We start from the raw sequence: 25,483 nt of genomic DNA, 5'->3' as shown, positions 1-25,483 counted from the left end.
CCTGTACGAATCGTCCCACAAAAATGGGGAGCCGCCGCTCCCCGTCACGGTCCGGCTCAGCGTGGCTTGTCGCTGCCTGCCTTGCTGCCGCCGCCCGCGCTCTGCTTGTTGCCGCTGTCAGCCTTATCGGTCCCGGCACGGGTGCCGCCCTGCTCCGACTGGCGGTTGCCGTGGCTCATGCTGCCCGCGCGGCGCGCCTCTTCGGACGTGAATTCGTGCGCCGTGCCCTTCTGATGCGCGGCCTTGCCGCCTTCGCTGGCGATTTCGCGCTGGCGCTCGGGATCCATCGATGCAAACCCGCGGTTGCTGGTGCCCTTGCTCCCCGGACTGCCGCTTTGCTTGTTGCCTTGGTTGTTTGTAGCCATGGTCATCTCCTTTAGCTAGTGCCTCTGTCTGACCCCATCAGCTGCGCGCCGATGAGCGATCAAGCAAATCCATCTTAGCAGCGCGCATCGCCGCGGCTATAGGACAGGATGCAAGGACTTTGTAGGACAACAGGCGACGTCCTGTTGGTACTCGATACCCCGATACTACTGGTTCGCTTTACAGGGGATTTGTCCTACACAGTTTCGGATCGTGTTCCGATACATCGCCCGGGAAGGGACGCGCATGATTCCAATCCTGGCAACACCGCTTACGGACTGGACGCTAACCCCGTCCCTCCGCAAGTGGCGGGTGCCACCCTATGTTGTGTCTACTCGGAAAGGAATCAATATATGAACTCGAACCAGCGTAGCGAGGGGAACAATCAATCCAGCAATGGCGGCAACGAGAAATCGGAATCGTCGTCGCGCGGCGGCACAGTCGAGAAAGACAATCTGAATCAATCGAACCAATCGGGCACCCTGGGCGGATCGCAGCAGTCGGGCGGCCTGGGCGGCTCGAAGCAGCAGCAAGGTGGCTCGCAACAAGGTTCGCAGATCGGCCAGCAAAGCACGGAACGTTCCGGCTCGCAAACCGGTAGCCAGCAGCAAGGCATCCCGGGACAGCATCAATCCAACGATGTTGCCGGTGGCATGCCAAAAAGCCCTGGCGGAAAACGCCTGTCGGCCGATCAGGACATGGATGACGACACCGGCCTGTCCAACAAGCAGAACCGCCAGTCGGCCGATCTGGACGAAGGCAGCCGTCAGTCGCAGCAGAGCAACGTGGGACGCCGCAGCGACGGCACCCCAGATTAATTAGTCTGCTGTTGCGGTGATTCGGGGTGGGCACGGGCGACCGTGTCCACCCTTAGCGTTTGGGGCAGCGCCAGCGTGGCGGCGCTGGCTGGGAACACCGGCTGGCGCAAGCCCGGCGCCTCCCACCCGTACAAGAACGTGCAGGCCGTCCCGCATACCCTGCCCTGGCAAGGCCCCATGCCCGCGCGCGTTTGCAGCTTGGCGCTGCGCCAGCCTGTGTGTGGCGCCAGGTCGGCCGCCAGCACATCCTCGCAGCGGCAGACGATGGTCGAGCCGGTGCACATCGCACGCAGCGACGGCAAGGGCGCAAACGATTGCGCCAGCAGCGCGCTGAACGCCTGCGCCGTGCCTCGCGCGCGCAGGTCGCTGGCGTTCGGCGCACCGCCGACCACATCAAGTCCCGCGATGCGCCCTTCGGCCAGCGCCTTGTCCACGCCCCCAATGCCGGTCGACTCCCCCGCCGCCCACACGCCCTGCACGCTGGTGCGCTGCGCGCCATCGACACCGACCCTGCCCTGCTCCACCGCGCAGCCGAACAACGCGGCCAGTTCCAGCGATGGCGTCAGGCCGAAGCCGCACGCCAGAAAATCGCAATCGATTGCCTTCTCGCGCCCGCGTTGACGCAGCAGCACGCGTTCGATACGCCCGCTTCCTTCGGCGGCCAGCACGCTGGCGCCGCGCAGATACGGCACACCGCGCAAGCGCGCCGCCAGCTGCAGCGATTGCAGCAGTTTTCCGTGGTGCGACAGCGCCAGCTTCGCCGCGAAGCGCGCAAGATCGCCGCTGCCGCGATGTTCAACGAGCGCCACTACTTCCCCGCCATGCTCGCGGACAGTCGCCGCCACCGCCAGCAGCAGCGGTCCGGTACCGGCCACCACCACACGCTTGCCCGCCACCGGCATGCCACCCTTGATCAGCGCCTGCAGGCCGCCCGCGCCGGTCACGCCGGGCAGCGTCCAGCCCGGGAACGGCAGCAGCAATTCGCGCGCGCCGCTGCACACGATAACCTTTTCCCATGGCTGGGTGAGCGCGCCGTCGGCAGCTTCCAGCAGTAGCGCGCGCGGGCCGGCCGGCGCCACCACGCGCGCCCCGCCCAGCATGGTCACGTGCGCTCGCGCACGCAGTGCTTCCCACAACCGGCTGGCGCGCTCGTCGCGCCAGCGCTGCGGGCCGCCACGCCATATCTGGCCACCCGGCGCACTGTTCTCATCGATCAGCAGCACGCTCTGGCCCGAGGCCGACGCCGCCTCCGCCGCCGCCAGCCCTGCCGGACCGGCACCGAGCACGATCACCGGAGCGCTCATGTCCCGCTCCCCGCGCCCGTGACGATGACCATGCCGGGGCGGCACGCACTCTGGCACGCCAGCCGGTGCGGCCGGCCATCGATGCTGACCCGGCACTCCTGGCAATAGCCCATGCCGCAGAACGCAAAGCGCGCCTCGCCGCCGACCGAGCGGCGCGTGCACAGCGAATCGGCCAGCACCAGCGCCGCAATCACGCTCGCGCCTTCCGCCACGGCGACCGGCCGGCCATCGACCTGCACAAGAATGTCCTCAGTCGCCATCGCTGACCTCTGCCAATGCCGCGAAACGCGCCGGCGCGTACGGCGTCGCATCGATCTGGCTCGCGCGCCCGATGATCTGGTCGGTCAGCAGGCGCGCGGTGGCGAACGCGGTGGTCGCGCCCAGGCCTTCGTGGCCGCAGGCCAGCCAGGTGCCTGCCCGCCCGGGATGGGCGCCAATCAGGGGACGGCCATCGGGCGACGCCGGCCGCATGCCGGTCCAGGCACGCACGATGTTCATGTCGGCCAGGCAGGGCAGCAAACCGATTGCGCTGCGCAGCACGGCCGCCAGCACCGGCGGTTCGATGGCGCTGTCGGTGCGCCTATCCTGGCGGCACGACCCCACCAGCCACTGCCCGGTGGGGCGCGGCTGCACGTTGGCCGCAACCGCCAGCGCATCGTCGCCGGCGGCGCTCTGGCCATAATTCATGCTCACGATCTGGTGCGCCAGGCGGCCGGGATAGCGGTCGGTGATCGCCAGGTGTCCCTTGCGCGCGAAAATCGGCAGCTCGGGCATCAGGCGCGCGCACTGCACGCCGGCCGCCACCACCACCGCCTGCGCGCTCAGGCGCGTGCCATCGTCGAGCGTCAAGCCGCCCTGGCCGGCCTTGCATACGCGCCGGCCAAGATGCAGCTCGCCGCCGGCGCGCGTGAACTGCTCGCTGAGGAACTGCGCCACCGCCGGGGGATACACCACGCTGTCGCCGCGCACGCGCACGCCGCCGCACAAGCCTTGGCGCAGCGCCGGTTCAAGCCGCGCGACCTCGTCGCCACTGAGCGCTTCGGCGTGCCACCCCTGCGCCGACAGGCGCGCGGCGCGCGTGTGCGCCTCGGCCAGCTGATGCTCGTCCTCGGCCACCCACAAGGTACCGCAGCGCGAGGGCTCGCCCACACCCGGATGGTCGTGCATGAAGGCGTCCCACAGCCGCAGCGACATCAGGCACAGGGCCAGCTCGTCGCTGCTCTCGTCCAGCGCCACCAGATGCCCCATGCCGGCGGCCGTGACGCCCGAACCCGGCGTGGCCGCATCGACCAGTGCCACCGTCATGCCCTGTTCGCGCAGCGCCAGCGCGCAGGCCGCGCCGACAATGCCGGCGCCCACCACGATCGCATCGTACCCCCGCACCACTGCGTCAGCCGAAGCGCGGCAGTTGCGGACGCGTTTCCATCGCCGCGCGGATGATGCGCTCGGCCCGCGCGCGCTGTTCGCCTTCGAGCGGCAGGCGCGGTGCGCGTACGCGCTCGGTCGAGCCGAGCGCCATCGCCTCGGCCAGTTTGATGTTCTGCACCAGGTAAGTCGACACGTCCAGGTCGAGCAAAGGCCGGAACCAGCGGTAGATCGACAGCGCCTCGGCCTGGCGGTCTTCCTTCATCAGACGGAAAATGGCCACAGTCTCCTTCGGGAAGGCCAGCACCAGCCCCGCCACCCAGCCCACCGCGCCCACGGCCAGCGCCTCGAACGCCAGGTTGTCGACACCGGTGAACAGATCGTAGCGCTGGCCCAGGCGGTTGATGATTTCCGTGGTGCGGCGGATATCGTCGGACGACTCCTTGACCGCCACGAAGCGCGCATCGTCGGCCAGTTCTTCCAGCATGTCGGTGGTCACGTCGACCCGATACGCCAGGCGGTTCGAGTAAATCATGATCGGCAAGTCGCCCGCCGCGGCAATGGCGCGCAGGGCGACGATGGTTTCACGGTGGTTGCTGTGATAGATCGTGCTCGGCACAACCATCAGGCCGTCGGCGCCGGCCTTGGCAGCCTTTTCGGCCAGCGCGCAGGCTTCGCGCGTGCCCGCTTCGGCCACCGTCAGAATGGCCGGTTTGCTCCCCGTGACCTGCTTGGTCAGGCGCAGCACGGCGATGCGTTCGTCCTGCGTGAGCATCGGGCCTTCGCCCAGCGAGCCGCAGGCGATCAGGCCATCGCAGCCGGCCTCCATTTGCAAACCGAAGCAGCGCTCCATTTCGCCCATATCGAGCGAACCGTCTTCATTGAATTTGGTCGATACAGCGGGAATAACACCTTGCCACATGGGGGTACCTTGCTTTCTCCGGCGCGCCGGTCGGTTTAGAAGCATCCAGATTAGCCCTGTCAAGGGCTGCGGTCTTGATCGATGGACGAGCGTGCAAAGGCTCAAATCGGCACAATTATTTTCGCCGTGCCGATTTATACTACCGCATTGCGACCGAACTGGAGAGACCCCCGATGGACATGAGTACGCTGTTATGCGAGGCCCCGGCCATTCGCGCGGTGCAGCTGGCCTCACTGGAAGCCCTGTTCGACGCGCTCAACGACGTGGCCTTTTTTGTCAAGGACCGCGAGGGCCGCTACGTGAGCGTGAACACCACCCTGGTGCGGCGCTGCGGCCTGCGCAGCAAGGACCAGCTGATCGGGCGCACCGCGCTCGAAGTCCATCCGCGCCTGTTGGCACAGACTTACCAGGCGCAGGACCGCCACGTGATCGACAGCGGCACGGCGCTCAAGAAGCACCTCGAACTGCACCTGTATCCGAGCCGCGCGCGCGGCTGGTGCCTGACCCACAAGACGCCCCTGCGCGACGAGAACGGCGCCATCGTCGGCCTGGCCGGCACCTCGCAAGACCTGGGCCTGGCCGACGAACTGCATCCCGTGTACCGCAAGATCGCCGACATCGCCGCCCACATCCGCGAAAATTATCACGCCAACGTCAGCATGGAGGAACTGGCCACCAATGCCGGCCTGTCTCTCTCGCGCGTGGAGCGGCTGTTCCAGCGCGTGTTTCATTACTCGCCGCGCCAGTTGCTGCTGCAATCGCGCCTGGGCGCGGCGATGGCGCTGATCGAATCCGGCACCAAGAACAGCATCGCCCAGATTGCGTACGCCTGCGGCTATACCGACCACAGCGCATTCAGCCGCCAGTTCAAGGCTCACACGGGCATGAGTCCGGTCCAGTACAGGGCGCATTGCCGCGGGGATTAAGCACGCTTCAGGCGAACTCAAGCGTACACGGCCAATTGTTAGCCGTCGATATAATGGGCCGACGCTTACCCATTTGAGATAACCATGAAGAAACTGCATGCGGCCCTGCTCGGCGCGATTTTGCTGGGCGGCGTGGCCGCCTGCTCGCCGCTGCCGACCCTCAACGCGCTCTCGCCCGGCAGCGGCCTGCGCAGCGGCAGCGCCCTGGCCTACGGCGAAAACGCCCGCCACAAGCTCGATGTGTACTCGCCGGAAGACTCTGGCGTGGCAGCGCCGGTCGTCGTATTTTTCCTGGGCGGTAACTGGACCAAGGGCGAGCGCGAGGATTACGCCTTCGTCGGGCGGGCACTGGCCGCGCGCGGCATCGTGGCCGTCATTCCCGACTTCCGGCTGTATCCGGAAGTGCGCTATCCCGACTTTCTCGATGATTCGGCGCGTGCCGTCGCCTGGACCGTGCGCGAGATCGGACGCTACGGCGGCGACCCGGCGCGCCTGTTCGTGATGGGCCACAGCTCCGGCGCCTACAACGCGGCCATGATGGCGCTCGATCCGCAATGGCTGGCAAAACAGGGCATGCAGCCGGCCGCGCTGCGCGGCTGGATCGGCTTGGCCGGGCCCTACGATTTCCTGCCGATCGAAAACAAGATCACGCAGCCGGTATTCCACTTCCCCAACACGCCACCGGAATCGCAGCCGATCAACCACGCCAGGGCGGGCACGCCGCCGGCCTTGCTGATTGCCGCGAATAGCGACAAGCTGGTCGACCCGGTGCGCAACACGGGCGCGATGGCGGCCAGGCTGCGCGGCAAGGGTGTGGCGGTGCAGGAACTGCATTTCGACAAAGTCAGCCACGCCACCCTGGTGGCATCGATGGCCGCCCCGCTGCGCTTTTTGGCGCCGACGCTGAACACCGTGGAACAGTTCGTCAAAAGCGATGCCGGACGGCTTGTGACTGCCAGCACGACTAACTAACTCTTCCCAGTATGAACTTGGTTCCCGCCTCTCCAGGAACTGGCCGCTCGACTTGATGGAGTTCGGTTCAGCGGTTTTCTGATCACAAACTCAAAACCGTCATTCCCGCGCAGGCGGGAATCCAGTTCCGTAGCGCAGTTGCAGGCGGCTCATTGAACTTGGATTCCCGCCTGCGCGGGAACGACAAGTTCTCAACGGTATTACCCTCCTCCCTCCCTCCCTGTCCCCACGCTCCATCAAGCGTGCACTTGATGCAGATTCAAACCGCGCGATACAGCAGGAACTCGTCCGCCTCTCCTCGAATCGAACCATTCTCATCGTTCACCGCTCGCAGGGAGGCAACATGACGTCGAGAACACCCGATCCGCACGACCACATGCACGCGAGGCCGCCATGCGCCGGCTGAAAGTGCTGACCTGGCACACCCACGGCAGCTATCTGTACTACCTCACCCAGGCGCCGCACGAGTTCTACGTGCTGTCCAAGCCGGGCCGCCCGCCCGGCTACGGCGGCCGCACCACCAACATGCCGTGGGGCGACAACGTGCACGACATGCCGGTGTCCGAGGCGCGCCACCACCAGTTCGACTGCATCATCTTCCAGGACGACGAGCAGTACGAGAAAGACCAGTACGAGTTTCTCAGCGCCAGCCAGCGCGCGCTGCCGCGCATCTATATAGAACACGACCCGCCGCGCGAGCACCCCACCGATACCCGCCACCTGGTCGATACGCCGGAAGTGCTGCTGGTGCACGTGACCCCCTTCAACGCGCTGATGTGGGACAGCGGCACCACCCCAAGCTGCGTGATCGAGCACGGCGTCAAGGTGCCAGAGGGCGTTCACTACCGCGGCCAGCTCGACTGCGGCCTGGTCGTCATCAACCATCTGGCGCGGCGTGGCCGGCGGCTCGGCGCCGATATCTTCCAAGCTGCCCGTGCCGACGTGCCGCTCGAACTGGTCGGCATGGGCGCGCAGGAACTTGGCGGCCTGGGCGAAATCGAACATGCCAGGCTGCCCGCCTTCGCCGCCAATTACCGCTACCTGTTCAACCCGATCCGCTACACCAGCCTGGGCCTGGCCGTGATCGAAGCGATGATGGTCGGCATGCCCGTCGTGGCACTGGCCACCACCGAAATGGCGGCCGTCATCGCCAACGGCGAGAACGGCTTCATCGATACGCGCCTCGGCACCCTGATCGGCCACATGCGCGAGCTCGGCCGCAATCCCGCCCTGGCGCGTGCGCTCGGGGCCCAGGCGCGGCGGCGCGCGCGCGAACACTTTGCCATCGGCCGCTTCTGCGACGACTGGGACCGCGCGCTGTGCCACGTGACCGATCTGGCGCGCGCCCCCTTCCACGGGCAGCTTTACTGAGCAAATTCCACTAAAAAATCAACAAAGGAGCTGGCATGTTACTTGGTGACTTACATCCGGACCCGCGCGCCGATGGCGCCGTCAGGCGCATCGCCATCGTCAGCGAGCACGCCTCGCCGCTGGCCGCGCCCGGCAGCGTCGACAGCGGCGGCCAGAACGTCTACGTGGCCCACCTCGCGCGCGAGCTGGCGCTGGCCGGCTACCTGGTCGACATCTTCACCCGGCGCGACGCCATCGGCCAGAAGCAGCTGGTGCACTGGCGCAACAACATCCGCGTGGTGCACGTGCCGGCCGGGCCGGCCCACTACATTCCCAAGGAACGCATGCTGCCCTACATCGACACCTTCGCGCGCTTCGTGGCCCGCTTCGCGCGCCGCCAGGAAGCGCTCTACGATGTGACGCATGCCAACTTCTTCATGTCGGGCATGGTCGCCCACCATCTCAAGGAGGTGCTCGGCATTCCCTTCGTCATCACCTTCCATGCGTTGGGCCAGGTGAGGCTGCGCGCGCAGGGGGCTGCGGACGCCTTTCCGCCATCGCGCCTGCAGATCGAAAACAGCCTGATGCGCCACGCCGACCGCATCATCGCCGAATGCCCGCAGGACCGGCAAGACATGGAGCAGCTCTACGACGCGCCCGGCAAGCGCATCGACATCGCCCCCTGCGGCTTCGATCCGCACGAACTGTGGCCGGTGCCGATGCGCCTGGCGCGCCAGAAACTGGGCCTCACGCAGGGCAAGTTCCTGGTGCTCCAACTCGGCCGCATCGTCCCGCGCAAGGGCATCGATACCGTCATCCACGCCCTGGCGCTGCTGCGCCGCCAGCATGGCATCGACGCCGAACTGCTGGTGGTCGGCGGCGAGGCTGCCGCCAGCCCCTACCACGACACGCCGGAGCTGGCGCGCCTGCGCGCGCTGGCGCAGCAGCTGGGCGTGGGCGCGCAGGTGCGCTTTACCGGCCGCAAGGAACGGGCCGAACTGCGCTACTGGTACAGCGCCGCCAACGTCTTCGTCACCACGCCCTGGTACGAGCCGTTCGGCATTACGCCGGTGGAAGCGATGGCGTGCGCGCGGCCAGTCATCGGCGCCGCCGTGGGCGGCATCAAGCATACCGTGCTCGATGCCGCGAGCGGCTTCCTGGTGCCGCCGCGCGACGCCCAGGCGGTGGCCGACAAGCTCGCCCTGCTGCAGCGCGATCCCGCCCTGGCGGCCGGCATGGGCGACGAAGGCATGCGCCGCGCCTTCCAGCACTACACCTGGCGCCACGTGGCGCGCAAGGCCGCGGCCATCTACGCCGACGTGGTCGGCAAGCAGGTTCCCGCCGGCAGCGCCGCGTGCGCCGTTTCCCGTTTGTCCACCCGATAGGAGAATGCCTCATGTCCGACCAACACCTCGATCACGAAGCGCCCAGCCTGCGCGGCAAAGCAGTGTTCGTTACCGGCGGCGCCAGCGGTCTCGGCGCGGCGCTGTGCCAGCTGCTGGCGCGCTCCGGCGCCGACCTGATCGTCGCCGACATCAACCGCGACATGGCCACCGTCAGCGCCAACATCCTACGCGAACATGGCGTGCGCGTGCACGCGCTCGGCTTCGACGTGGGCGACCCGGCCAGCGCCGAGCACGCCATTGGCACGGCGCTGGAGCGCTTCGGCCGCCTTGATGTGCTGGTCAACAATGCCGGCACCGACGTCACCCTCCCGATGGCCGACATGACGCCGCAGCAATGGATGCGCGTCATGAATACCAACCTGAACGGGCCCTTCCTGCTGGCCAAACATGCCTCGCAACACATGCGCGCGGCCGGGGGCGGGCACATCATCAATGTCGCCTCCACCGCCGCCAAGCGCGCCTGGCCCAACGCCAGCGCCTACCATGCCAGCAAGTGGGGATTGCTGGGCCTGTCGCACGCCATGCATGCCGAACTGCGGCCCCACAACATCAAGGTCACGGCCGTGATCGCGGGCGGCATGCGCACGCCGTTCCTGCTCGACCGCTTCCCCGACCTCGACCAGGCGACCTTGCAAGACCCGATGAACGTGGCGCAAGCCATCCGCTCCGTGCTGCTGTTGCCGCGCGAAAGCGTGGTGGCCGAGATCACCGTGCTGCCCATGCAAGAATCCTCCTGGCCATAAAACATGAAAGCGATTTTCCTGGACAAGGATGGCACCCTGGTCGATGACGTGCCCTACAACGCCGAGCCGCGCCGCATCACCCTGTGCAGCGGCGCCGGCGCCGCCCTGCGCCTGCTGGCGCGCTGCGATTACCGCTTCTTCATCATCAGCAACCAGGACGGCATCGCGCACGGCTATTTCGACGAAGCGGCGATGGACTGCGTCGAGCGGCGCCTGGCCGACCTGCTGTTCCGCGAGCAGCTCAGCCTGGACGGCTTTTACTACTGCCCCCACCATCCGGACGGCAAGGTGCAGGCGTATGCGCTGCCGTGCACCTGCCGCAAGCCGATGCCCGGCATGCTGCTGCGCGCCGCGCGCGAACACGGCATCGACCTGCGGGCCTCGTGGATGGTCGGCGACATCCTCCATGACGTCGAGGCCGGCAACCGCGCCGGCTGCCGCACGCTGCTGATCGACAAGGGCAACGAAACCGAGTGGCAGCTCGGCCCGCACCGCGTTCCCACCTGCATCGCCACCGATCTGTACGGGGCCGCCGTCATGATCGTCAACGATGACGAGGCGCGCCGATGAGCGCGCCGGACTGGGCCGATGCGCGCAACGTCCTGTGCGTACGCCTCGATGCGATGGGCGACGTGCTCATGTGCACGCCGGCGATCCGCGCCGTCAAGCAGGCGCGGCCGGACCGCGTGCTCACCCTGCTCAGTTCGGGGAGCGGCGCGGCGCTGGCGCCCTACCTCGACGATGTGGACGCCGTGATCGGCTATGCGGCGCCGTGGATCAAGGCTGGCGGCGGCCATCCGCCGTCGAGCGACGGCGCCTTTATCGCGCGTCTGGCCGAGCGCCGCTTCGACGCGGCAGTGATTTTCACGTCCTACAGCCAGAGCGCGCTGCCGGCCGCCCTGATGTGCTATATGGCGGGCATTCCCTTGCGCCTCGGTCATTGCCGGGAAAACCCCTACCGCATGCTGTCGCACTGGGTGCTGGAAAAGGAGCCCGAGTCGGTGATCCGGCACGAAGTGCAGCGCCAGCTCGACCTGGTGGCCAGCATCGGCTGCCGCGGCGACAGCACTGCGCGCCTGCAGTTTGCCGTGCGCGCGCACGATGTGGAGGCGGTGCGGCACATGCTGGGCGAACGCGGCATTGAACCGCGCCAGCCGTGGGTACTCATGCACCCGGGTGCCAGTGCGGCCTCGCGCCGCTATCCGCCGGCGCGCTGGGCCGAGGTCATCCGCGCGCTGGCCAGGCGTACTGGCTGCCCGATCGTGCTGACCGGGGATGCGCACGAGGCGGAATTGATCGATGGCATCCGCAGCACTTGCGGCGTGCGCACGCACTCGCTGGCCGGCCAGCTCGATCTGGGACAGCTCGGGGCGGCGATCCGCCTGGCCACGGTTGTATTGTCGAACAATACGGGACCGGCGCATATTGCCGCGGCCGTGGGAACGCCGCTGGCCACGCTGTATGCGCTGACCAATCCGCAGCACACGCCGTGGCAGGTGGAAAGCCGCTTGCTGTTCCATGATGTGCCGTGCCGCTTCTGCTACAAGAGCGTGTGCCCGCAAGTGCATCACGACTGCCTGGACAAGGTGGCCCCGAAAGTCGTGGTGGAGGCGGTATGCAGTCTGATGGCGGCAAAAATTCATCACCGGGCGCAACGCCGTTGACGCAAGCCACTGGGGCGACTGGCAAGCCCGTTACCGCCATCTTTGCCGGTAACGGCAAGGACGGCGTCGAGGTAAGACGCCGTGCAGCTTACTCGGTCGACAAGGCGAAATTCGGGTTCGAGATAATTCCCGCAGTCAACCTGGCCGCCACCAGGCTGACCTCGCCGTCCGGAATAATTCCCCGCAAGCCTTCGCACAATTGCATGTACTGCGCGATGGTCACCGCGGCGCGATGCGCATTGAGCACGGTCGCACCTGCGCCACTGGTAATCTCGCTCAGCATGACTTTGACCTCGGAATCGCTCATGGTGTTCTCACTATCGGTAGGAAAACGGCGAGTATAGGCCCCCGCGCCGAATGCTTGCGTTCGCGCGCGCACCATCGAAGCGGAACCACCCTTGCATGGCTTGAGTGTTAGCATTCACAGCAACTGGGAACCCTCGCCATGAATCTACATATTCGCATTTCTGCCGCCCTGCTCGCCGTGGTCGCCATCGCTGGCACGACCGCCTGCTCCACGCCCGCGCCGCCGGCCAAGCCTTCCCTGTTCGTGCGTTTGGGCGGCATGACGGGCGTGACGGCGGTGGTCGACGATTTCGTCTCGAAGGTGTCGGTCGACCCGCGCTCGAAACGCACGTTCGAGGGCGTCAATCTGCCGCGGCTCAAGGCCAGCGTGGTCTTACATGTGTGCGCCCTCTCCGGGGGGCCATGCAAATACGAGGGCGATTCGATGGCGCTGGCGCACCGTGGCATGGCGATCACCAGTGAAGAGTTAAGCGTGATGGGGTACTACGTGGACCAGGCGTTGCAACGGCAGGGGGTTGCGCGGGCAAACAGGGAAGAGCTGGAAAGCATGCTCGACAAGCTGGGACCGGAAATATTGAACAAGTAGAGGGAGCAACGGGGCGCCGGGCGACGCCCCAGCCTTGCGGCGTGGCATGCGGTTAGCCGCAATTTTCCACAACAACGTCGCGGACCAGGCCGGCTTGATTGAGGAAGATCGTCACCCGGCCGGCCACGAAATCCTGGGTGATGAGTGCGCCGAACGGCACCACGCGGACACGGCGGCCAGTGAGGTCGCGCAGCGTCAGCGGAAGCGACCTGGGCAGGTCACTCGTCAAATTCCAAGTACGGCAATTGTTTTGCATCATAACCTCCTTGAATGCTCGCCGGACAAGCCGCCTGCGGCAGCTTGTCCGGCGGGGGCGGAACGACTTAGCCCTCGACGATCTTGGTACGTGCGGTGACGGACTTGATCAGTTCAATCGCGGCCAGCACCTTCGCGCGCGAGCTGTAGCTCTCGCCACTGGCGATGATCTCGTGATTCTTAGCCCTCAAACGCCAGCGCCATTCTTTACGGACTTTTTCCGAAGCTTGTTGGTAGATTTCGAAATACATGATGAACCTCCCATGACGTGAGATTTCAGTGTTACAGAGCCGTATACCTGACGTTCTGATTGGTTCAATAAATGCCTAGACCAATATCAAATAAGTCTCCATTTTCCTCAAATAAATTTTGCGGTTGAGCATTGCAATTGCCAGGGAAGTTGGTGCCGGAAGGCACGTTCGGACAAACGCCGTAGAATGACGGGCTATCCATTTTTTGAAGAATGTCCGTATGACGAACACCTCTCCCGACCAGGCTTGCGCCGACGCGGCCGCCCTCATCGCCCAGGCCGATGGTCTGGTGATCACGGCCGGCGCCGGCATGGGCATCGATTCCGGCCTGCCCGACTTCCGCGGCGACCAGGGCTTCTGGCGCGCCTACCCGGCCCTGGGCACGCACGGCTTGCGGTTCACAGAGATCGCCAATCCCCGCGCCTTTCGCGAACGTCCCGAGCTGGCCTGGGGATTTTACGGACACCGCCTGCAGCTGTACCGGCGCACGGTGCCGCATGCGGGGTTCGGCCTCCTGAACAAGATCGCCGCGCGCCTGCCTGGCGGGGCCTTTGTTTTCACCAGCAACGTGGATGGACAATTCCAGCGCAGCGGCATGGCGCACGAGCGCGTCGTCGAATGCCACGGCAGCATCGAGAAACTGCAATGCCTGGGCGACTGCGGCGAGCCGACCTGGTCCGCGCAAGCGTTCGTGCCGGTGGTCGATGAAGAACAGTGCCTGCTGACCTGCCCGCTTCCACGCTGTCCCCGCTGCGGCGACATCGCACGCCCGAACATCCTGATGTTTGGCGACCGGCTGTGGGATTCGGTGTATGCCGACCAGCAGGAGCACCGCCTGAAGGTCTGGCTGGCGCGCCAGCGCCAGGCGGTGATCATCGAAATTGGCGCCGGCACGTGGATTCCATCGGTGCGCGTGTTCGGCGAAAGCCAGCAGCGCCCGCTGATTCGGGTCAATCCGGGCGAATCGGCCGTCGGCTTGCCGCGCGATATCGGCATTGCGCTTGGCGCGCTGGACGGCATTTCGCGTATCGCCGCGGCGCTGGACGCGCTCTGACGTCTGCGACGGTCGCCGCAAACGCCGTCTCGCAGCGCTAGGCGCGCTTCAGGCGGTCGATGGCGCCGTCGAGCTGCTCCATGGCCGCCCTTACCCGCTCGTCCAGGAAGGGGGCGATGGCAGCCACCCGCACTTGCGGCACGCCCCAGAGCGCCTCTCCAAGCACGCAGGCGGTCGCGGCAATGGTGTCGCTGTCGCCGCCGTGATACAGGCAGGCGGCCAGCAGCGAATCGACGTCGTCGCTTTCCGCCAGGCATCTCATCACGTCCTCCAGCGTATCGTCGGCGCGCACCCGCATCGGGGAACCGGCCTGGCGATTGGCCTCGACCGCGTGCAGGCTGCCGCCGCCCGCTTTCCATGACGCCAGCAACGCCGCCTTGCTGGCGCCGTGCAGCGCTGCCCAATGTAATTGCACGTAGGTGTCGGCCGCCTGCATCGCGCTTGGATGGCCGTGCGTGGAGCGCGTGATGTCCGCCGCCACGTGGCGTGCCCCGTCCAGGCTTGGGGCGAGCGCGGCGACCGGGCCGAGGCGCATCAGCGCGCCGTTACCCCAGCTCACACCAGCTCTTCCGGGGACGATCCCAGCGCCCAGGCGGCGAACAGCTTGCCGTAGCCGGCCTGGGGATAGTTTGCCGCCACCGAGACGCTGCGCACCCTGCGTGATAGGCTTGGCTGACTAATGTATAAGGACATGGGTTCCAATTGCAACAGAACGGTTGTGTTCAGCTGAGCATAACCGTTCTTATGGAAAGCATATAGTTATGGAAAGAGCTGGCGCTGTTGCGCGATCCCAGCCCGGTCCGGCTTGCCACCGGTGCAAATTCGCTCCACATAACGCGCAGCTAACGTAGCCGGAGTACGGACGCGTTCCTAAGGTGGCGATCCTATCCCCGTCGAGTACAATCGATTGGGGATAGGTCGGCCGGCAGACATCGGCCACGAGCGGTTGTTCAAAATCCTCAACCAAGCCCGCGTCTTTTAGTTTTTGAAAATCTTCAGTAATGCCACTGCCGGGGATGTCGATCCAATCTTGCGGTTTGCTTGAGCTGCGTCGAGGACTTCAACAAGTTCATCGTATTTGTCTGCTTGCCTGTCGTTCAAGTTAGTCATATTCATGCTCCAGCGCGGAAACGTACGGAAGTTTGCTGGTTCGTTGTAAAGTATCCGAGAATTCTTGTGCCGGGGATCGAGTTCGATTTTTTTATAGAGCTTATCGAGCGTCGATGCTGGACCTTCCAGTACTTGCAAGAACCAACCGCCGTTATCGAACAAACTGCCGGTTACGTCGAGTGGTCCGTTGTTTTTTTTTGCCGTTTCTTGGATCGCGGCAAGATCTTCCGGAGACATCTTACGTACTGCTTGACTTATGTATACAAGTTGATTAATTGACATTTAAATCATCCTTTTCGTTGCGGGGAAATTGGTCAGTTCGGACACGTAGTGGATATGTTGCCTAGGACAAATAGCTCCTCGTGGAAATAATTAAAGTAAATTTGCATTTTTTCAAAGCGCTCGCGGATTGAATACGCTACGTTCCCGCCTTTCTCGGTTTTTCTTACAAAATCCGATTGGATCTGATCAGTTCCGGCAATCGGCCAAGGTCGTGGCAGGAATGGCGGAACTGCCCCCTTTCAAGCAGCCAGCGTGGTCAGTCGGCGCTAAACCGAACAACATCGCGACCGCTGTGCTTTGCCTGGTACATGGCGGCATCGGCGCGCCGAAATATCTCGGTCTGGTCAGATCCTTGCGGCGAAAAAAGTGCCACGCCGATGCTCGCCGTACAGCAGTGGGAAATAGGTAATGCACCTGCACCCTTGTGCACGGTAAAGTTATACTTTTCGGAAAGACCAGCCCGTACTTTTTCGGCGATCACCATGGCCGCTCGACGCGCCTCTACCTGGCTTCCATTTAAGGCGCCCAAGGCAACGACGAACTCATCGCCACCAATTCGGGCCACTGTGTCAACCTGTCGTACACTTACCTTTAAACGCTTGGCGACTTCCTGCAGTAGAAGATCGCCCACCGCGTGGCCGTACTGATCATTGAGCGGTTTAAAATTGTCCAGGTCAATGACTAGCAAAGCCCCGTAAGTGCCATCGCGTTCATTTCCGGCGATCATCATGTTAAGCCGTTCTTGCAACAGGCGCCTGTTGGCGAGCATCGTCAAGCTGTCGTAGAAGGCGTAGTTGTACATCAGCGTTTCTGCGTCTTTCCGCGCGGTGATGTCGGAATGGACAACTACCGCGCCATGCTCACCGGTGTGCATCGGTGTCACGGTCATGAGAAACCAACGATGCTTCTCCGGCGAATGGCAAGGGTATTCGCAACTGAAACTGGGCCGCTCCCCGTTGATTACCGACTCGATCCCTTCGCGAATGTCTACGTCAGTTGACTCTGCCGGCAAGTCGGGCAAGACAGCAAGGTAATTGGCGCCCACATCGACGTTACTGCTACTAGCGCTATCGATACAGCCGCCGTTGCCGAGGGCAAATTGACGCCATGCTTCGTTGGTCGCCACGATGACCCCCCGCTGATCTAACACCGCGATCTCGCTGGGGACTGAGTCGAGAATATCTTTGGTAAACAATCGTCCTTGCTCTAAGGACCGCTCGTGCTGTTTGCGCTCTGTGATGTCGCGCGCAGATACATAGAGGAATTCGATCCCGTCAAGCACCACCCCTTTTGCATTGATCTCTACATGCAATATCACGCCATCCTTGCGACGGAACTGTGTCTCAAAAGCGCGCGGCTGCGTCATCAAGCGGCAGATTTCCGGACTAATTTCCTCACGCTCAAACATAGCATCCCAATCGCGCACATTCAGCCGCGATGCTTCTTCCGCTGTATAGCCAAGCAACACCGCGAACGACTGACTAAACTGCTTTACATTTCCATCACGGTCAAGAATGTGAATCCCATCGCTCGCGGTATCAAGTAAGGTCTGCAAGCGCACGGTCAAATTTTTCATTTCCGTGAAATCCTGAATCTGGGATACAAAATGCACGGGCGCGCCGTCAGGTGATCGCACCAATGACACACTAAGCTGCGCCCAGATGGTCCTGCCGTCTTTGTTGAAATAGCGCTTTTCCATCTCGTATGTGTCGATCGCGCCACGGAGCAGTTCATCTACGTGATGCAGGTCAAGGGCTAGGTCATCTGGATGCGTGAGCGTTTGAAAGTCAATGTCGAGTAGTTCCGCTTCGTTGTAGCCATACATGTTGCAGAGTGACTGATTGACCTTCAAAAATTTTCCGGTGGTCGATACCAGCGCGATGCCATGCGAAGCCGCCTCGAAGGACGCACGAAATTGCGACTCACTGATCGTAAGCGCTACCTCTGCGAGATGTCGTTCAGTAATATCTTGAAATGCTCCAACTAGGCGTACAGGTTTGCCCACATCAAACTCGGCAGTTCCTACTGCACGGACCCAGATTTGCGTGCCATTCTTTTGAACAAACGGCAGCGTAAGGTCCCAACGCTCGCCTGTCGCAGTAGCCAGGGCGATGGCCCCTTCTATGACAGGGCGAACATGCGGCTGGTAAAACCCGATTGCTTCGCTCATCTTCGGTAGATATCCAGTCGGAACCCCGTGGATGCGGCATGTTTCATCGGACCAAAAAATCGTATTTGCCACCAAATCGACTTCCCATCCCCCTACCCCGGCCATTGTTCCGGTGCGGTCCAGAAGCGCTTTCGTGCGGTGCAGTTCAGTCTGCACGGCATCGTCCCGATGCTTCGTGCGTGCCCCCTCTATTATTCTTGCCACTGTTGCCGCCAGCGCCCCAAGCTTGCCGGTCTCGGCAGCGTCAAGAGAGCGCGGCAATGGGGCAGCAACACACAGCGTCCCCACGCGCTTTCCATGTTCCAGCAATATCGGCGTGCTAGCGAAAAAACGTATTCCGATTGATGCAGTGGCCCAAGCAGCGGCCGGAAAACGCGGATCGTACGTGACATCGGCAACGACTAGTTGTGATTCACTGCTGCACGCATGGGAAAGCAACGCCACGTCGCTCGTCAGCACAGCAACTGTGGCAGTATCTAAAGGCGCAGCGAAACAGGGTGGCGTTCCGTCAGAAAAGGCGACCCAGGCCGCCGTTACCCCATAAGCGATCGTTACGCACTCCAGAAAAGTCTGAAGTTCGGGTAGCGCGACCGTATCGACCGGCGCAACGCGGGGATCGCCTGTTGAGCGCGGGGTGAGCGGTGAAACAAAAGCAAAATCTTCCATGGCCAGCTTTTCCATTGTCAGATGTCCGGAAAGAGGCCCTATGGGCTTACCGTCGGACTATCCTACTCTTGAAACTTGGGGGCATAGCACATTGTTACAAGATGCAGTGAACTTTCGTACAATGCCTTGGCCCCCCAGTCAGGTGGGTGACGATGAAACGCGGATTCCATCGTTAGCCCTGATGCTCTGCATGGAAATCGTTAAGCCAAGCCCCGCCCCTGTTCTACTGCCATTTCGTTGGGAGTACGGCAGCACATAGCCGCAATTGAGGAGGCAGGTCATGAACCAGTTTACCAAGTTTGTCGGGATGGATGTGCACAAAGCGACGATCGCAGTGTCAGTCGCCGAGGCGGGTGGCGGCGAGGTGCGCTACCTCGGCGAGATCGCCAATACGGCGGAAGCGATAACCAAGCTGGTGCGTCAACTGCGCAAGGGCGACGCCGCGCTTTCGTTGTGCTACGAGGCGGGACCGTGCGGATATGGCCTGTATCGGCAACTGACGGAGTTGGGCGCGCGGCGTAGAACCAGCGCTCAATGGTCGCGGTGGCAAATCGCACATCGGTTCCGGACATGGGGTTACGCCAGGTCTTGGCCGCCAGGTCGCGGATGGCACCGTATAACTGGCCCGGCTGCGGCGGCGCCGCCAGCAGCGGACCGACGATCGAGAAGCGCAAGTGCGCCCAGCGATCGCGCTTGGGGGTAGCGGGGATCGAACTCAAACAGGTCTCCTTGGATGGCTGGCACCGGCGGCACCAAGCACGTCGCGAAGCCTACAAGGGGTACCGAAGGGAGGCTATTGGCATCTTCTGCGTGTCATCACCGGCCCGCGCGTTGCGTGATCGCCGCGCTGCCCGTCAGCGGTGTCAGGACACGAGCAAAGGGTGCAGGTTTTCGTTTCGACTGACAGCACCCCACTCTCGTTCGGGGCCGAGTCCGAGGCCAACCCGGATATTGAGAACGAAAGAAGTTACTTCAATAGAATTTTCTTTGTTCTAACATTCGGCGGCGTTCACCAGCACCAGCGTCTGCACTTCGTCGACGAAGATGGGGAGAGCGCATTCCTGCGCGCCGGCGATATCGCTATGCTGACAGTTCCGCTGTGGGTGCTCGACCCCGATGACCGCAGCTATGACGACGAGCCAGATGAGGACGATGCCGCCCTGCAAGTAAGGCCACCGTAGGTAGCGGGCCACGGCTAGTCAGCTGAGCAAGAACTTCGATTAGGTAAGCGCAATAGTCCTATCTTGGCGAAAGCCACCTACTAAGGCACGGCTAGGATTTAGGGCACCGGTAAGGCACGGAGCAGAAAAACAAAAAGCCGGCATGTGCCGGCTTCCGCTAAGTCTTTGATTATATTGGTCGGGACGGAGTGATTCGAACACTCGACCCCTTGCACCCCATGCAAGTACGCTACCAGGCTGCGCTACGCCCCGACGAGCTGCGAATTATATCAGAGCATCTTACGTTTTTGGCACACAAAATCGCATGCGTCACCCGCCGCCACGTACCGCTTTGCGCCAGCTCAAACCGCCCATCAAAACCCTCGTTGCCACTCTGCAATTCAGCTAACGGTTTTGCTTCCGTACAGAACTACCACCCGGATCGCATTCATGTACTATTTATCATACAGTGTTGCAATTATCAAAATTTACGATGAGAAAAACGGAGAATCCCTCCATGGAAAAACAGAACAGCGACACCAGCCGCTTTCTTTCAACCGGCGTACCGGGACTGGACACCATCCTTGGTGGCGGCCTCACCAGTGACCGCCTGTTCCTGATTGAAGGCGAGCCCGGCACAGGCAAGACCACGCTCGCCCTCCAGTTCCTGTACGAAGGCGTACGCCGCGGCGAATCGGTCATCTACATCACCCTGGCCGAAACCCGGGTCGAACTCAAGGCGGTGGCGCAGTCGCACGGCTGGTCGATGGACGGCATCCACGTCGAGGACATCATCCCCAACGAAAACATCCTCCACCCCGACCACCAGTTCACCATTTTCCACCCGTCCGAAATCGAGATGGGCATGACCACCCAGCGCATTCTCGACACGATCGAAAAGTACAAGCCGACCCGCGTGGTCCTCGATTCGCTGTCCGAGCTGCAGCTGCTGGCCGAAAGCCCGCTGCGCTACCGGCGCCAGGTGCTCGCGCTCAAGCAGTACCTGTCCGGCAAAGGCTGCACCACCCTGTTCCTCGACGACCGCACCGCCCTCTCGGGCGACCTGCAGGTGCGCAGCGTGGCGCACGGCGTCATCACGCTCGAACTGATCAACCAGGACTACGGCTCCGAACGGCGCCGCGTGCGCATCGTCAAATACCGCGGCATCGCCTTTCGCGGCGGCTCGCACGACTACAAGATCGTCACCGGCGGCCTGGTGGTGTTCCCGCGCCTGATCGCCGCCCACACGCGCGTGCACACCGAACGCAAACAGCTCTCGAGCGGCATCGCGCAACTCGACACCCTGACCGGCGGCGGCCTCGATGAAGGCACCAGCACCCTGCTCTCCGGCCCACCGGGCACCGGCAAATCCTCGCTGTGCGCGCAGTACGTGTACGCGGCCACCCAGCGCGGCCAGAAAGCGGCCATGTTCCTGTTCGAGGAAGCGGCCAACAACCTGCTGCTGCGCTCCACCGGTCTCGGTATCGACCTCCAGGGCGCGATCGATAGTGGCCTGCTGATCATCAAGCAGATCGACCCGGCCGAAATGGCACCCGGCGAATTCATGCAGTCCGTGACCGATGCCGAAGCCGGCGGCGCGCGCGTGATCGTCATCGACAGCCTCAATGGCTACCTCAAGGCCATGCCCGACGAGCGCTTCCTGGCCACCCATATGCACGAACTGCTTACCTACCTGGGCCAGCGCGGCGTGGTCACCATTTTGGTCGGCGTGCAGCCCGGCGTCATCGGCTCCAACATGACCACCACGGTCGACGCCAGCTACATCGCCGACAGCGTCATCATGCTGCGCTACTTCGAGGCGCGCGGAAAGGTGCGCCAGGCTATCTCCGTCTTCAAGAAGCGGGTCGGCCTGCATGAGCGCACCATCCGCCTGTTCACGATGAGCGCCAAGGGCATTCAGGTAGGCGACGTGCTGACCAACTTCCACGGCATCCTGACCGGGATTCCCACCTTCGACGACAGCGACTGCCACGTGCTGTTCGACGACGAAAACGGATAAGCGATAACAGCCATGGAAAAGCGAGTCCTGATCTACGCCCCGACCGGCCAAGACGCGGTGCTGGCATCGAAGATGCTCACGCTGGCGCAAGTCGATAACCTGGTCGCCGAAACCGCGCAGAAGCTCTCCGAAGAGCTGCTGATCGGCGTCGGCGCCGTGCTCACGGTCGAAGAAGCGCTGTCCAACGGCGGTCTGAAAGCGCTCGGCGAATTCGTCCAGCGCCAGCCCAACTGGTCGGACCTGCCGATCGTGCTGCTGACGCACCGCGGCCCCGATTCCCTCAGCGTGCGCCAGGCCATCAACACCCTCGGCAACGTCACCTTGCTCGAGCGCCCGGTCCGCACCCTGACCCTCATCACCTCCCTGCAATCGGTGCTGCGCGCCCGAGAAAAGCAGTACCAGGTGCGCGAAACCGACCGCCGCAAGGACGAATTCCTGGCCAGCCTCGGTCACGAACTGCGTAACCCGCTCGCGCCGATCCGCACCTCGATGAGCGTCCTCAATCACCTGTATCCCGACCAGGCGCCCGTCAAGAAGGTCAGCGACGTGATCGAGCGCCAGGTGACGCACCTGACCCGCCTCGTCGACGACCTGCTCGACGTCGCCCGCATCAACAGCGGCAAGATCGAACTGCAGCGCGACTACACGACCTTCGCGCAAGTGATGGAGCACGTCACCGAACTGTGTTCGGCAGCGGCGGCGGCCAAGCATATCAAGATCGATGTCGCCATCCCGCCCGACCCGGTCGTGCTGTATGCCGACTACGCGCGCGTGGTGCAGATCGTTGCCAACATCGTCTCGAACGCGGTCAAGTTCACGCCGTTCGAAGGCTACATCAGCGTGCGCGCGCTGGTCGAATTCGGCGCCCTGAAAATCTACGTCAAGGACACCGGCATCGGCCTCGAACCAGCCGCCATCGGCCGCATCTTCGCGATGTTCGAGCAAAGCCGGCCGCTGTCCGGCCAGATCGCCAGCGGCCTCGGTATCGGCTTGAGCCTGTCGCGCCAGTTCGCCGAGATGCATGGCGGTAGCGTGCAGGCGACCAGCGAAGGCCTGGGCAAGGGCAGCGAATTCGTGGTCACGCTGCCGGTCGTGACCGAAGCGCGGCCCGCCGTCGCGGCGAGCGTGGCGGACATCATCGGTTCAAGCGACCAGCGCCCCAGGGTGCTGGTGGTGGACGATAACCGCGATGCCGCGGACTCGCTGCAGGCGCTGTTTGAAATGGAAAACTGTAACGTTGCCACCGCCTACGACGGCTATGAAGCGGTGCAGGCGGTGGAACAGGACATGCCCGACATGATCGTGATGGACCTCGGCATGCCGAGCATGGACGGCTACGAGGCCGCGCGCCGCATCCGCCTCAAGCCCGGCTCGCAGTCGGTGCTGATGATCGCGCTGACCGGCTGGGGCCAGAGCGACGCGCGCCAGCGCACCCTCGACGCCGGTTTCGACCATCACCTGATCAAACCGGTCAACTTCGACGAAATCAAGCGCCTCGCCGACGGCCGCCTGGCCATCGCCCAGGGCTCGCGCCTGACAAGCTAGCTGGCCGTTCCCGCGAAGCGCGGGGCCGCCGCAGGTGCGCTTTCCAGCGCTTCCATCAATCGCGCCATGTCCACCGGCTTGACCAGATGCGCGTCGAAACCGGCGGCGAGCGCGCGTTCGCGGTCGCTGTCCTGCCCATACCCGGTCAGCGCGATCAGGCGCACCTTGCTCGTGGCCGGGTCGGCGCGCATGCGGCGCGCGACCTCGTAGCCATCGATGCCCGGCAGGCCGATATCGACCAGCGCAATATCCGGGCACGCCGCGCCAGCCTGGCGCAGGCCGTCGAAACCGTCGATGGCCGTATCGACGCGGTACTGCTGCGCTTCGAGCATCATGGCCATCATCTCGCGCCCGTCCTCGTTATCTTCGATCAGCAGCACGCGCTGGCGCGAGGACGGCGTGAGCGCCGGCACGCTCACCTCGGACTGCGGCGGCTGCACGCGCGGCAGGTGCAGCTCGAAACTGCTGCCCAGCCCCGTGCCCGCGCTGCGCACGTCCACCATGCCCCCGTGCATCAGCGCCAACTGGCGCACCAGCGCAAGCCCCACACCCAGGCCGCCCTGCGCCCGGTCGAGCGGGCGTGCGCCCTGCACGAACAGATCGAACACATACGGCATCAGTTCCGGCGCAATCCCGATACCCGAATCGGACACGCACAGCACCGCGTCCTCCCCTTCGCTCCTTACGCTGACCGAAATCGTGCCGCCGGCCGGCGTGTATTTGAGCGCGTTGTCGAGCAGGTTCGAGACGATCTGCTCAAGCCGGGTCGGGTCGCCATCGACCCAGACCGGCGCGACATCGACGCGCAATTCGTGGCGCGCCGAGCGCTGCGACGCGCGCAGGGTGGCCATGTAGTTGTCGATCACCTGGTCCAGCCGCAGCGCGTGCCGCTCCAGCAAAATCTTCCCCGAGTGAACCCGCCCCATGTCGAGCAGATCGTCGACGATGCGCGTCAGGTGCCCGCTCTGGCGCGTGATGATCTCGCGCGCGCGTTCGCTGGCCGCTGCCGGCATGGCGGGATGAGCCATCACGCTGGTCGCGTTGACGATCGCCGCCAGCGGATTGCGCAGCTCATGCCCCAGCATCGCCAAAAATTCATCCTTGGCCCGGTTCTGCTGTTCGGCCGTGGTGCGCGCTTCGTGTTCGCGCTCGAACAGGATTTCGCGCTCGGTTTCGGCAGCAAGGCGCGACTGCTTTTCCTGGTTCACCACCGCCGCAGCCGCGCCAATCGCGGCCAGCACCTCGTCCACCTCGGCCACGCCCGACACGTCGGAGTGGACCGGGTCCCCGCTGCCGCCCAACGCTTGCGCCGACCGCGCCACCTGGCCGATGGAGCGCGACAGCCGGCGCGCAAAGAACACGGCCGCCAGCGCGGCGCAGCACACCGCCGCCACCAGTCCCACGATCCATACCATCAGTGCGCGCCGCGCCGCCGATTCGATTTCAGCTTCCGGCACGCCAACGGCTACCGTCCATCCGGACAGCGCCGAGCGTTCCAGTACCGTGTACAGCTTCAGGTTGTCATCGCTGGCGTTGCGAATCACGCCAATGGTTTTATTGCGGATCGCTTCGCGCAGGTCGGGTCGGGTGTCGCCGCGCCCGGTGCCGCCACCGCCATAGGTCTGGGCGATGGTCATGCCGTTGCGGTCGTACACGCCGGCCAGCCAGGTCGGCGGCGCGTTCACCTGGGTCAGCACACCGTTGAAATGTTCGATCTTGAAACCCTGCGCGATCACGTAGCGCATGCCGTCGGGCGTGGTTACCGGCACATCCACCACCACCAGCAAGGCCTGGGTGACGACGCCGCGAATGAGATTGGAAATTTGCGGCGTGCCCGCATCGAGCACCTGGGCCACGCGCTGGGCCGCGTCCGGGCCCGGCAAGGGCGCGCCGAACGGCACCGCGGTATTAATCAGCTGCTGCCCGCGCTCGTCGATCAGCGCGGTCCAGGTGGCGCCCACCTTGTCGGCGAAGCGCGCCTGCTCATAAAAACCCGCCAGGTCGCCGCGCGCCAGGTGCGGCGAAATGGCCAGCATGCGCACCGCGCTCTGGGTGTTGGTCAGTTCACGGTCGATGCTCACCAGCGAGATGCGGGCCGTCTCGCGCACGCCCTTGAGCGCCGCCTCGCGCTCGGACTTGAGCAGCATGTTCAGCGAAATCGTCGAGAACAGAATGACCGGAATCAGGATCGCCGCAACCATCAGCGCGAGATAGGCGCGGATTTTCATGGCACCGGCGGCGAAAA

26 protein-coding genes and 1 tRNA gene are annotated in these 25,483 nt (G+C 63.9%); 13 read left to right on the top strand and 14 right to left on the bottom strand.

What is annotated here, in order from left to right:
- Nucleotides 1-56: 56 nt before the first annotated feature.
- The gene (locus tag CR152_RS16860; RefSeq protein WP_099882410.1) at nt 57-365 is read right to left on the bottom strand and encodes a KGG domain-containing protein; all 309 of its coding nucleotides are present in this window, start codon (nt 363-365) and stop codon (nt 57-59) included.
- A 351-nt stretch (nt 366-716) separates the two neighbouring features.
- Here CR152_RS16860 and CR152_RS16855 point away from each other — a divergent pair, with 351 nt between their 5' ends.
- Nucleotides 717-1,181 (top strand): hypothetical protein, encoded by a 465-nt coding sequence (locus CR152_RS16855; protein WP_099876253.1) that lies wholly within the window; start codon nt 717-719, stop codon nt 1,179-1,181.
- Here CR152_RS16855 and CR152_RS16850 read toward each other — a convergent pair.
- Genes CR152_RS16850 through CR152_RS16835 form a run of 4 tightly spaced genes read right to left on the bottom strand, consistent with a single transcriptional unit; the run spans nt 1,178 to nt 4,772 of the window.
- Nucleotides 1,178-2,485, bottom strand: a complete 1,308-nt coding sequence (locus tag CR152_RS16850) for an NAD(P)/FAD-dependent oxidoreductase (RefSeq protein WP_099876251.1) — start codon at nt 2,483-2,485, stop codon at nt 1,178-1,180. The two genes, CR152_RS16855 and CR152_RS16850, sit on opposite strands and share 4 nt — an antisense overlap.
- On the bottom strand, nt 2,482-2,745 hold the full coding sequence (locus CR152_RS16845; RefSeq protein ID WP_099876249.1) for a 2Fe-2S iron-sulfur cluster-binding protein: 264 nt from the start codon (nt 2,743-2,745) through the stop codon (nt 2,482-2,484). Before CR152_RS16845 ends, CR152_RS16850 begins: the two co-directional genes overlap by 4 nt.
- Nucleotides 2,735-3,868, bottom strand: a complete 1,134-nt coding sequence (locus CR152_RS16840) for an NAD(P)/FAD-dependent oxidoreductase (protein WP_099882408.1) — start codon at nt 3,866-3,868, stop codon at nt 2,735-2,737. The genes CR152_RS16845 and CR152_RS16840 overlap by 11 nt, the downstream gene beginning before the upstream one ends.
- Nucleotides 3,869-3,875: 7 nt before the next feature.
- Nucleotides 3,876-4,772, bottom strand: a complete 897-nt coding sequence (locus tag CR152_RS16835) for a dihydrodipicolinate synthase family protein (protein WP_099876247.1) — start codon at nt 4,770-4,772, stop codon at nt 3,876-3,878.
- A gap of 179 nt (nt 4,773-4,951) precedes the next feature.
- Between CR152_RS16835 and CR152_RS16830 the strand changes: the two genes are divergently transcribed.
- From CR152_RS16830 to CR152_RS16800, 7 genes are all read left to right on the top strand, one after another.
- On the top strand, nt 4,952-5,698 hold the full coding sequence (locus tag CR152_RS16830) for an AraC family transcriptional regulator (RefSeq protein WP_229413426.1): 747 nt from the start codon (nt 4,952-4,954) through the stop codon (nt 5,696-5,698).
- A gap of 84 nt (nt 5,699-5,782) precedes the next feature.
- Nucleotides 5,783-6,670, top strand: a complete 888-nt coding sequence (locus tag CR152_RS16825) for an alpha/beta hydrolase (RefSeq protein WP_099876243.1) — start codon at nt 5,783-5,785, stop codon at nt 6,668-6,670.
- A gap of 393 nt (nt 6,671-7,063) precedes the next feature.
- Nucleotides 7,064-8,041, top strand: a complete 978-nt coding sequence (locus tag CR152_RS16820; RefSeq protein WP_099876241.1) for a glycosyltransferase — start codon at nt 7,064-7,066, stop codon at nt 8,039-8,041.
- Nucleotides 8,042-8,076: 35 nt separating this feature from the next.
- Complete coding sequence (locus tag CR152_RS16815) at nt 8,077-9,405, top strand: glycosyltransferase (RefSeq protein ID WP_099876239.1); 1,329 nt, start codon at nt 8,077-8,079, stop codon at nt 9,403-9,405.
- An 11-nt stretch (nt 9,406-9,416) separates the two neighbouring features.
- Complete coding sequence (locus tag CR152_RS16810) at nt 9,417-10,169, top strand: SDR family oxidoreductase (RefSeq protein WP_099876237.1); 753 nt, start codon at nt 9,417-9,419, stop codon at nt 10,167-10,169.
- Between the two features lie 3 nt (nt 10,170-10,172).
- The gene (locus CR152_RS16805; protein ID WP_099876235.1) at nt 10,173-10,739 is read left to right on the top strand and encodes a D-glycero-alpha-D-manno-heptose-1,7-bisphosphate 7-phosphatase; all 567 of its coding nucleotides are present in this window, start codon (nt 10,173-10,175) and stop codon (nt 10,737-10,739) included.
- The gene (locus CR152_RS16800; protein WP_099876233.1) at nt 10,736-11,833 is read left to right on the top strand and encodes a glycosyltransferase family 9 protein; all 1,098 of its coding nucleotides are present in this window, start codon (nt 10,736-10,738) and stop codon (nt 11,831-11,833) included. The genes CR152_RS16805 and CR152_RS16800 overlap by 4 nt, the downstream gene beginning before the upstream one ends.
- An 88-nt stretch (nt 11,834-11,921) precedes the next feature.
- Here the strand turns inward: CR152_RS16800 and CR152_RS16795 are convergent, their stop codons facing one another.
- Nucleotides 11,922-12,140: a hypothetical protein gene (locus CR152_RS16795; RefSeq protein WP_099876231.1), complete on the bottom strand. Its 219-nt coding sequence runs from the start codon at nt 12,138-12,140 to the stop codon at nt 11,922-11,924.
- Nucleotides 12,141-12,278: 138 nt separating this feature from the next.
- Here CR152_RS16795 and CR152_RS16790 point away from each other — a divergent pair, with 138 nt between their 5' ends.
- Entirely contained in the window at nt 12,279-12,725 is a 447-nt protein-coding gene (locus CR152_RS16790; protein ID WP_099876229.1) for a group I truncated hemoglobin, read from the top strand.
- Between the two features lie 52 nt (nt 12,726-12,777).
- Here the strand turns inward: CR152_RS16790 and CR152_RS16785 are convergent, their stop codons facing one another.
- A complete protein-coding gene (locus CR152_RS16785) occupies nt 12,778-12,984 on the bottom strand; it encodes a hypothetical protein (protein WP_099876227.1) in 207 nt (68 codons plus the stop codon).
- A gap of 64 nt (nt 12,985-13,048) precedes the next feature.
- Nucleotides 13,049-13,231: a YegP family protein gene (locus tag CR152_RS16780; RefSeq protein WP_099876225.1), complete on the bottom strand. Its 183-nt coding sequence runs from the start codon at nt 13,229-13,231 to the stop codon at nt 13,049-13,051.
- A gap of 220 nt (nt 13,232-13,451) precedes the next feature.
- On the opposite strand from CR152_RS16780, the gene CR152_RS16775 reads away from it, so the two are divergent.
- Nucleotides 13,452-14,285, top strand: coding sequence for an SIR2 family NAD-dependent protein deacylase (locus CR152_RS16775; protein WP_099876223.1), 834 nt, complete (start codon nt 13,452-13,454; stop codon nt 14,283-14,285).
- Nucleotides 14,286-14,322: 37 nt separating this feature from the next.
- Here the strand turns inward: CR152_RS16775 and CR152_RS16770 are convergent, their stop codons facing one another.
- The 4 genes from CR152_RS16770 to CR152_RS16760 form a co-directional block, all read right to left on the bottom strand.
- Nucleotides 14,323-14,865, bottom strand: a complete 543-nt coding sequence (locus tag CR152_RS16770; protein WP_502554295.1) for an ADP-ribosylglycohydrolase family protein — start codon at nt 14,863-14,865, stop codon at nt 14,323-14,325.
- Nucleotides 14,841-14,978: a hypothetical protein gene (locus CR152_RS34235; RefSeq protein WP_229413424.1), complete on the bottom strand. Its 138-nt coding sequence runs from the start codon at nt 14,976-14,978 to the stop codon at nt 14,841-14,843. Before CR152_RS34235 ends, CR152_RS16770 begins: the two co-directional genes overlap by 25 nt.
- A gap of 285 nt (nt 14,979-15,263) precedes the next feature.
- Entirely contained in the window at nt 15,264-15,677 is a 414-nt protein-coding gene (locus CR152_RS16765) for a BLUF domain-containing protein (protein ID WP_099876219.1), read from the bottom strand.
- A 256-nt stretch (nt 15,678-15,933) separates the two neighbouring features.
- A complete protein-coding gene (locus CR152_RS16760; protein WP_099876218.1) occupies nt 15,934-18,528 on the bottom strand; it encodes a PAS domain S-box protein in 2,595 nt (864 codons plus the stop codon).
- Between the two features lie 866 nt (nt 18,529-19,394).
- Between CR152_RS16760 and CR152_RS16755 the strand changes: the two genes are divergently transcribed.
- Nucleotides 19,395-19,694 carry a hypothetical protein gene (locus CR152_RS16755; RefSeq protein ID WP_099876216.1) on the top strand — a complete coding sequence of 100 codons (300 nt, stop codon included), beginning with the start codon at nt 19,395-19,397 and terminating at the stop codon, nt 19,692-19,694.
- Nucleotides 19,695-19,869: 175 nt separating this feature from the next.
- Here the strand turns inward: CR152_RS16755 and CR152_RS16750 are convergent.
- A tRNA-Pro gene (locus tag CR152_RS16750) sits at nt 19,870-19,946 on the bottom strand.
- A 244-nt stretch (nt 19,947-20,190) separates the two neighbouring features.
- Between CR152_RS16750 and CR152_RS16745 the strand changes: the two genes are divergently transcribed.
- Complete coding sequence (locus tag CR152_RS16745; RefSeq protein ID WP_099876214.1) at nt 20,191-21,693, top strand: ATPase domain-containing protein; 1,503 nt, start codon at nt 20,191-20,193, stop codon at nt 21,691-21,693.
- 12 nt (nt 21,694-21,705) lie between these two features.
- Nucleotides 21,706-23,238 carry a hybrid sensor histidine kinase/response regulator gene (locus CR152_RS16740; protein WP_099876212.1) on the top strand — a complete coding sequence of 511 codons (1,533 nt, stop codon included), beginning with the start codon at nt 21,706-21,708 and terminating at the stop codon, nt 23,236-23,238.
- Here the strand turns inward: CR152_RS16740 and CR152_RS16735 are convergent.
- The gene (locus CR152_RS16735; RefSeq protein ID WP_099876210.1) at nt 23,235-25,466 is read right to left on the bottom strand and encodes a hybrid sensor histidine kinase/response regulator; all 2,232 of its coding nucleotides are present in this window, start codon (nt 25,464-25,466) and stop codon (nt 23,235-23,237) included. The genes CR152_RS16740 and CR152_RS16735 overlap by 4 nt on opposite strands.
- Nucleotides 25,467-25,483 lie beyond the last annotated feature (17 nt).

The organism is Massilia violaceinigra (assembly GCF_002752675.1).
GTDB classification, from domain to species: Bacteria; Pseudomonadota; Gammaproteobacteria; order Burkholderiales; family Burkholderiaceae_D; genus Telluria_A; species Telluria_A violaceinigra.
The sequence above is the reverse complement of the archived record's forward strand: the minus strand, read 5'-3'. Positions and strand labels throughout refer to the sequence as shown.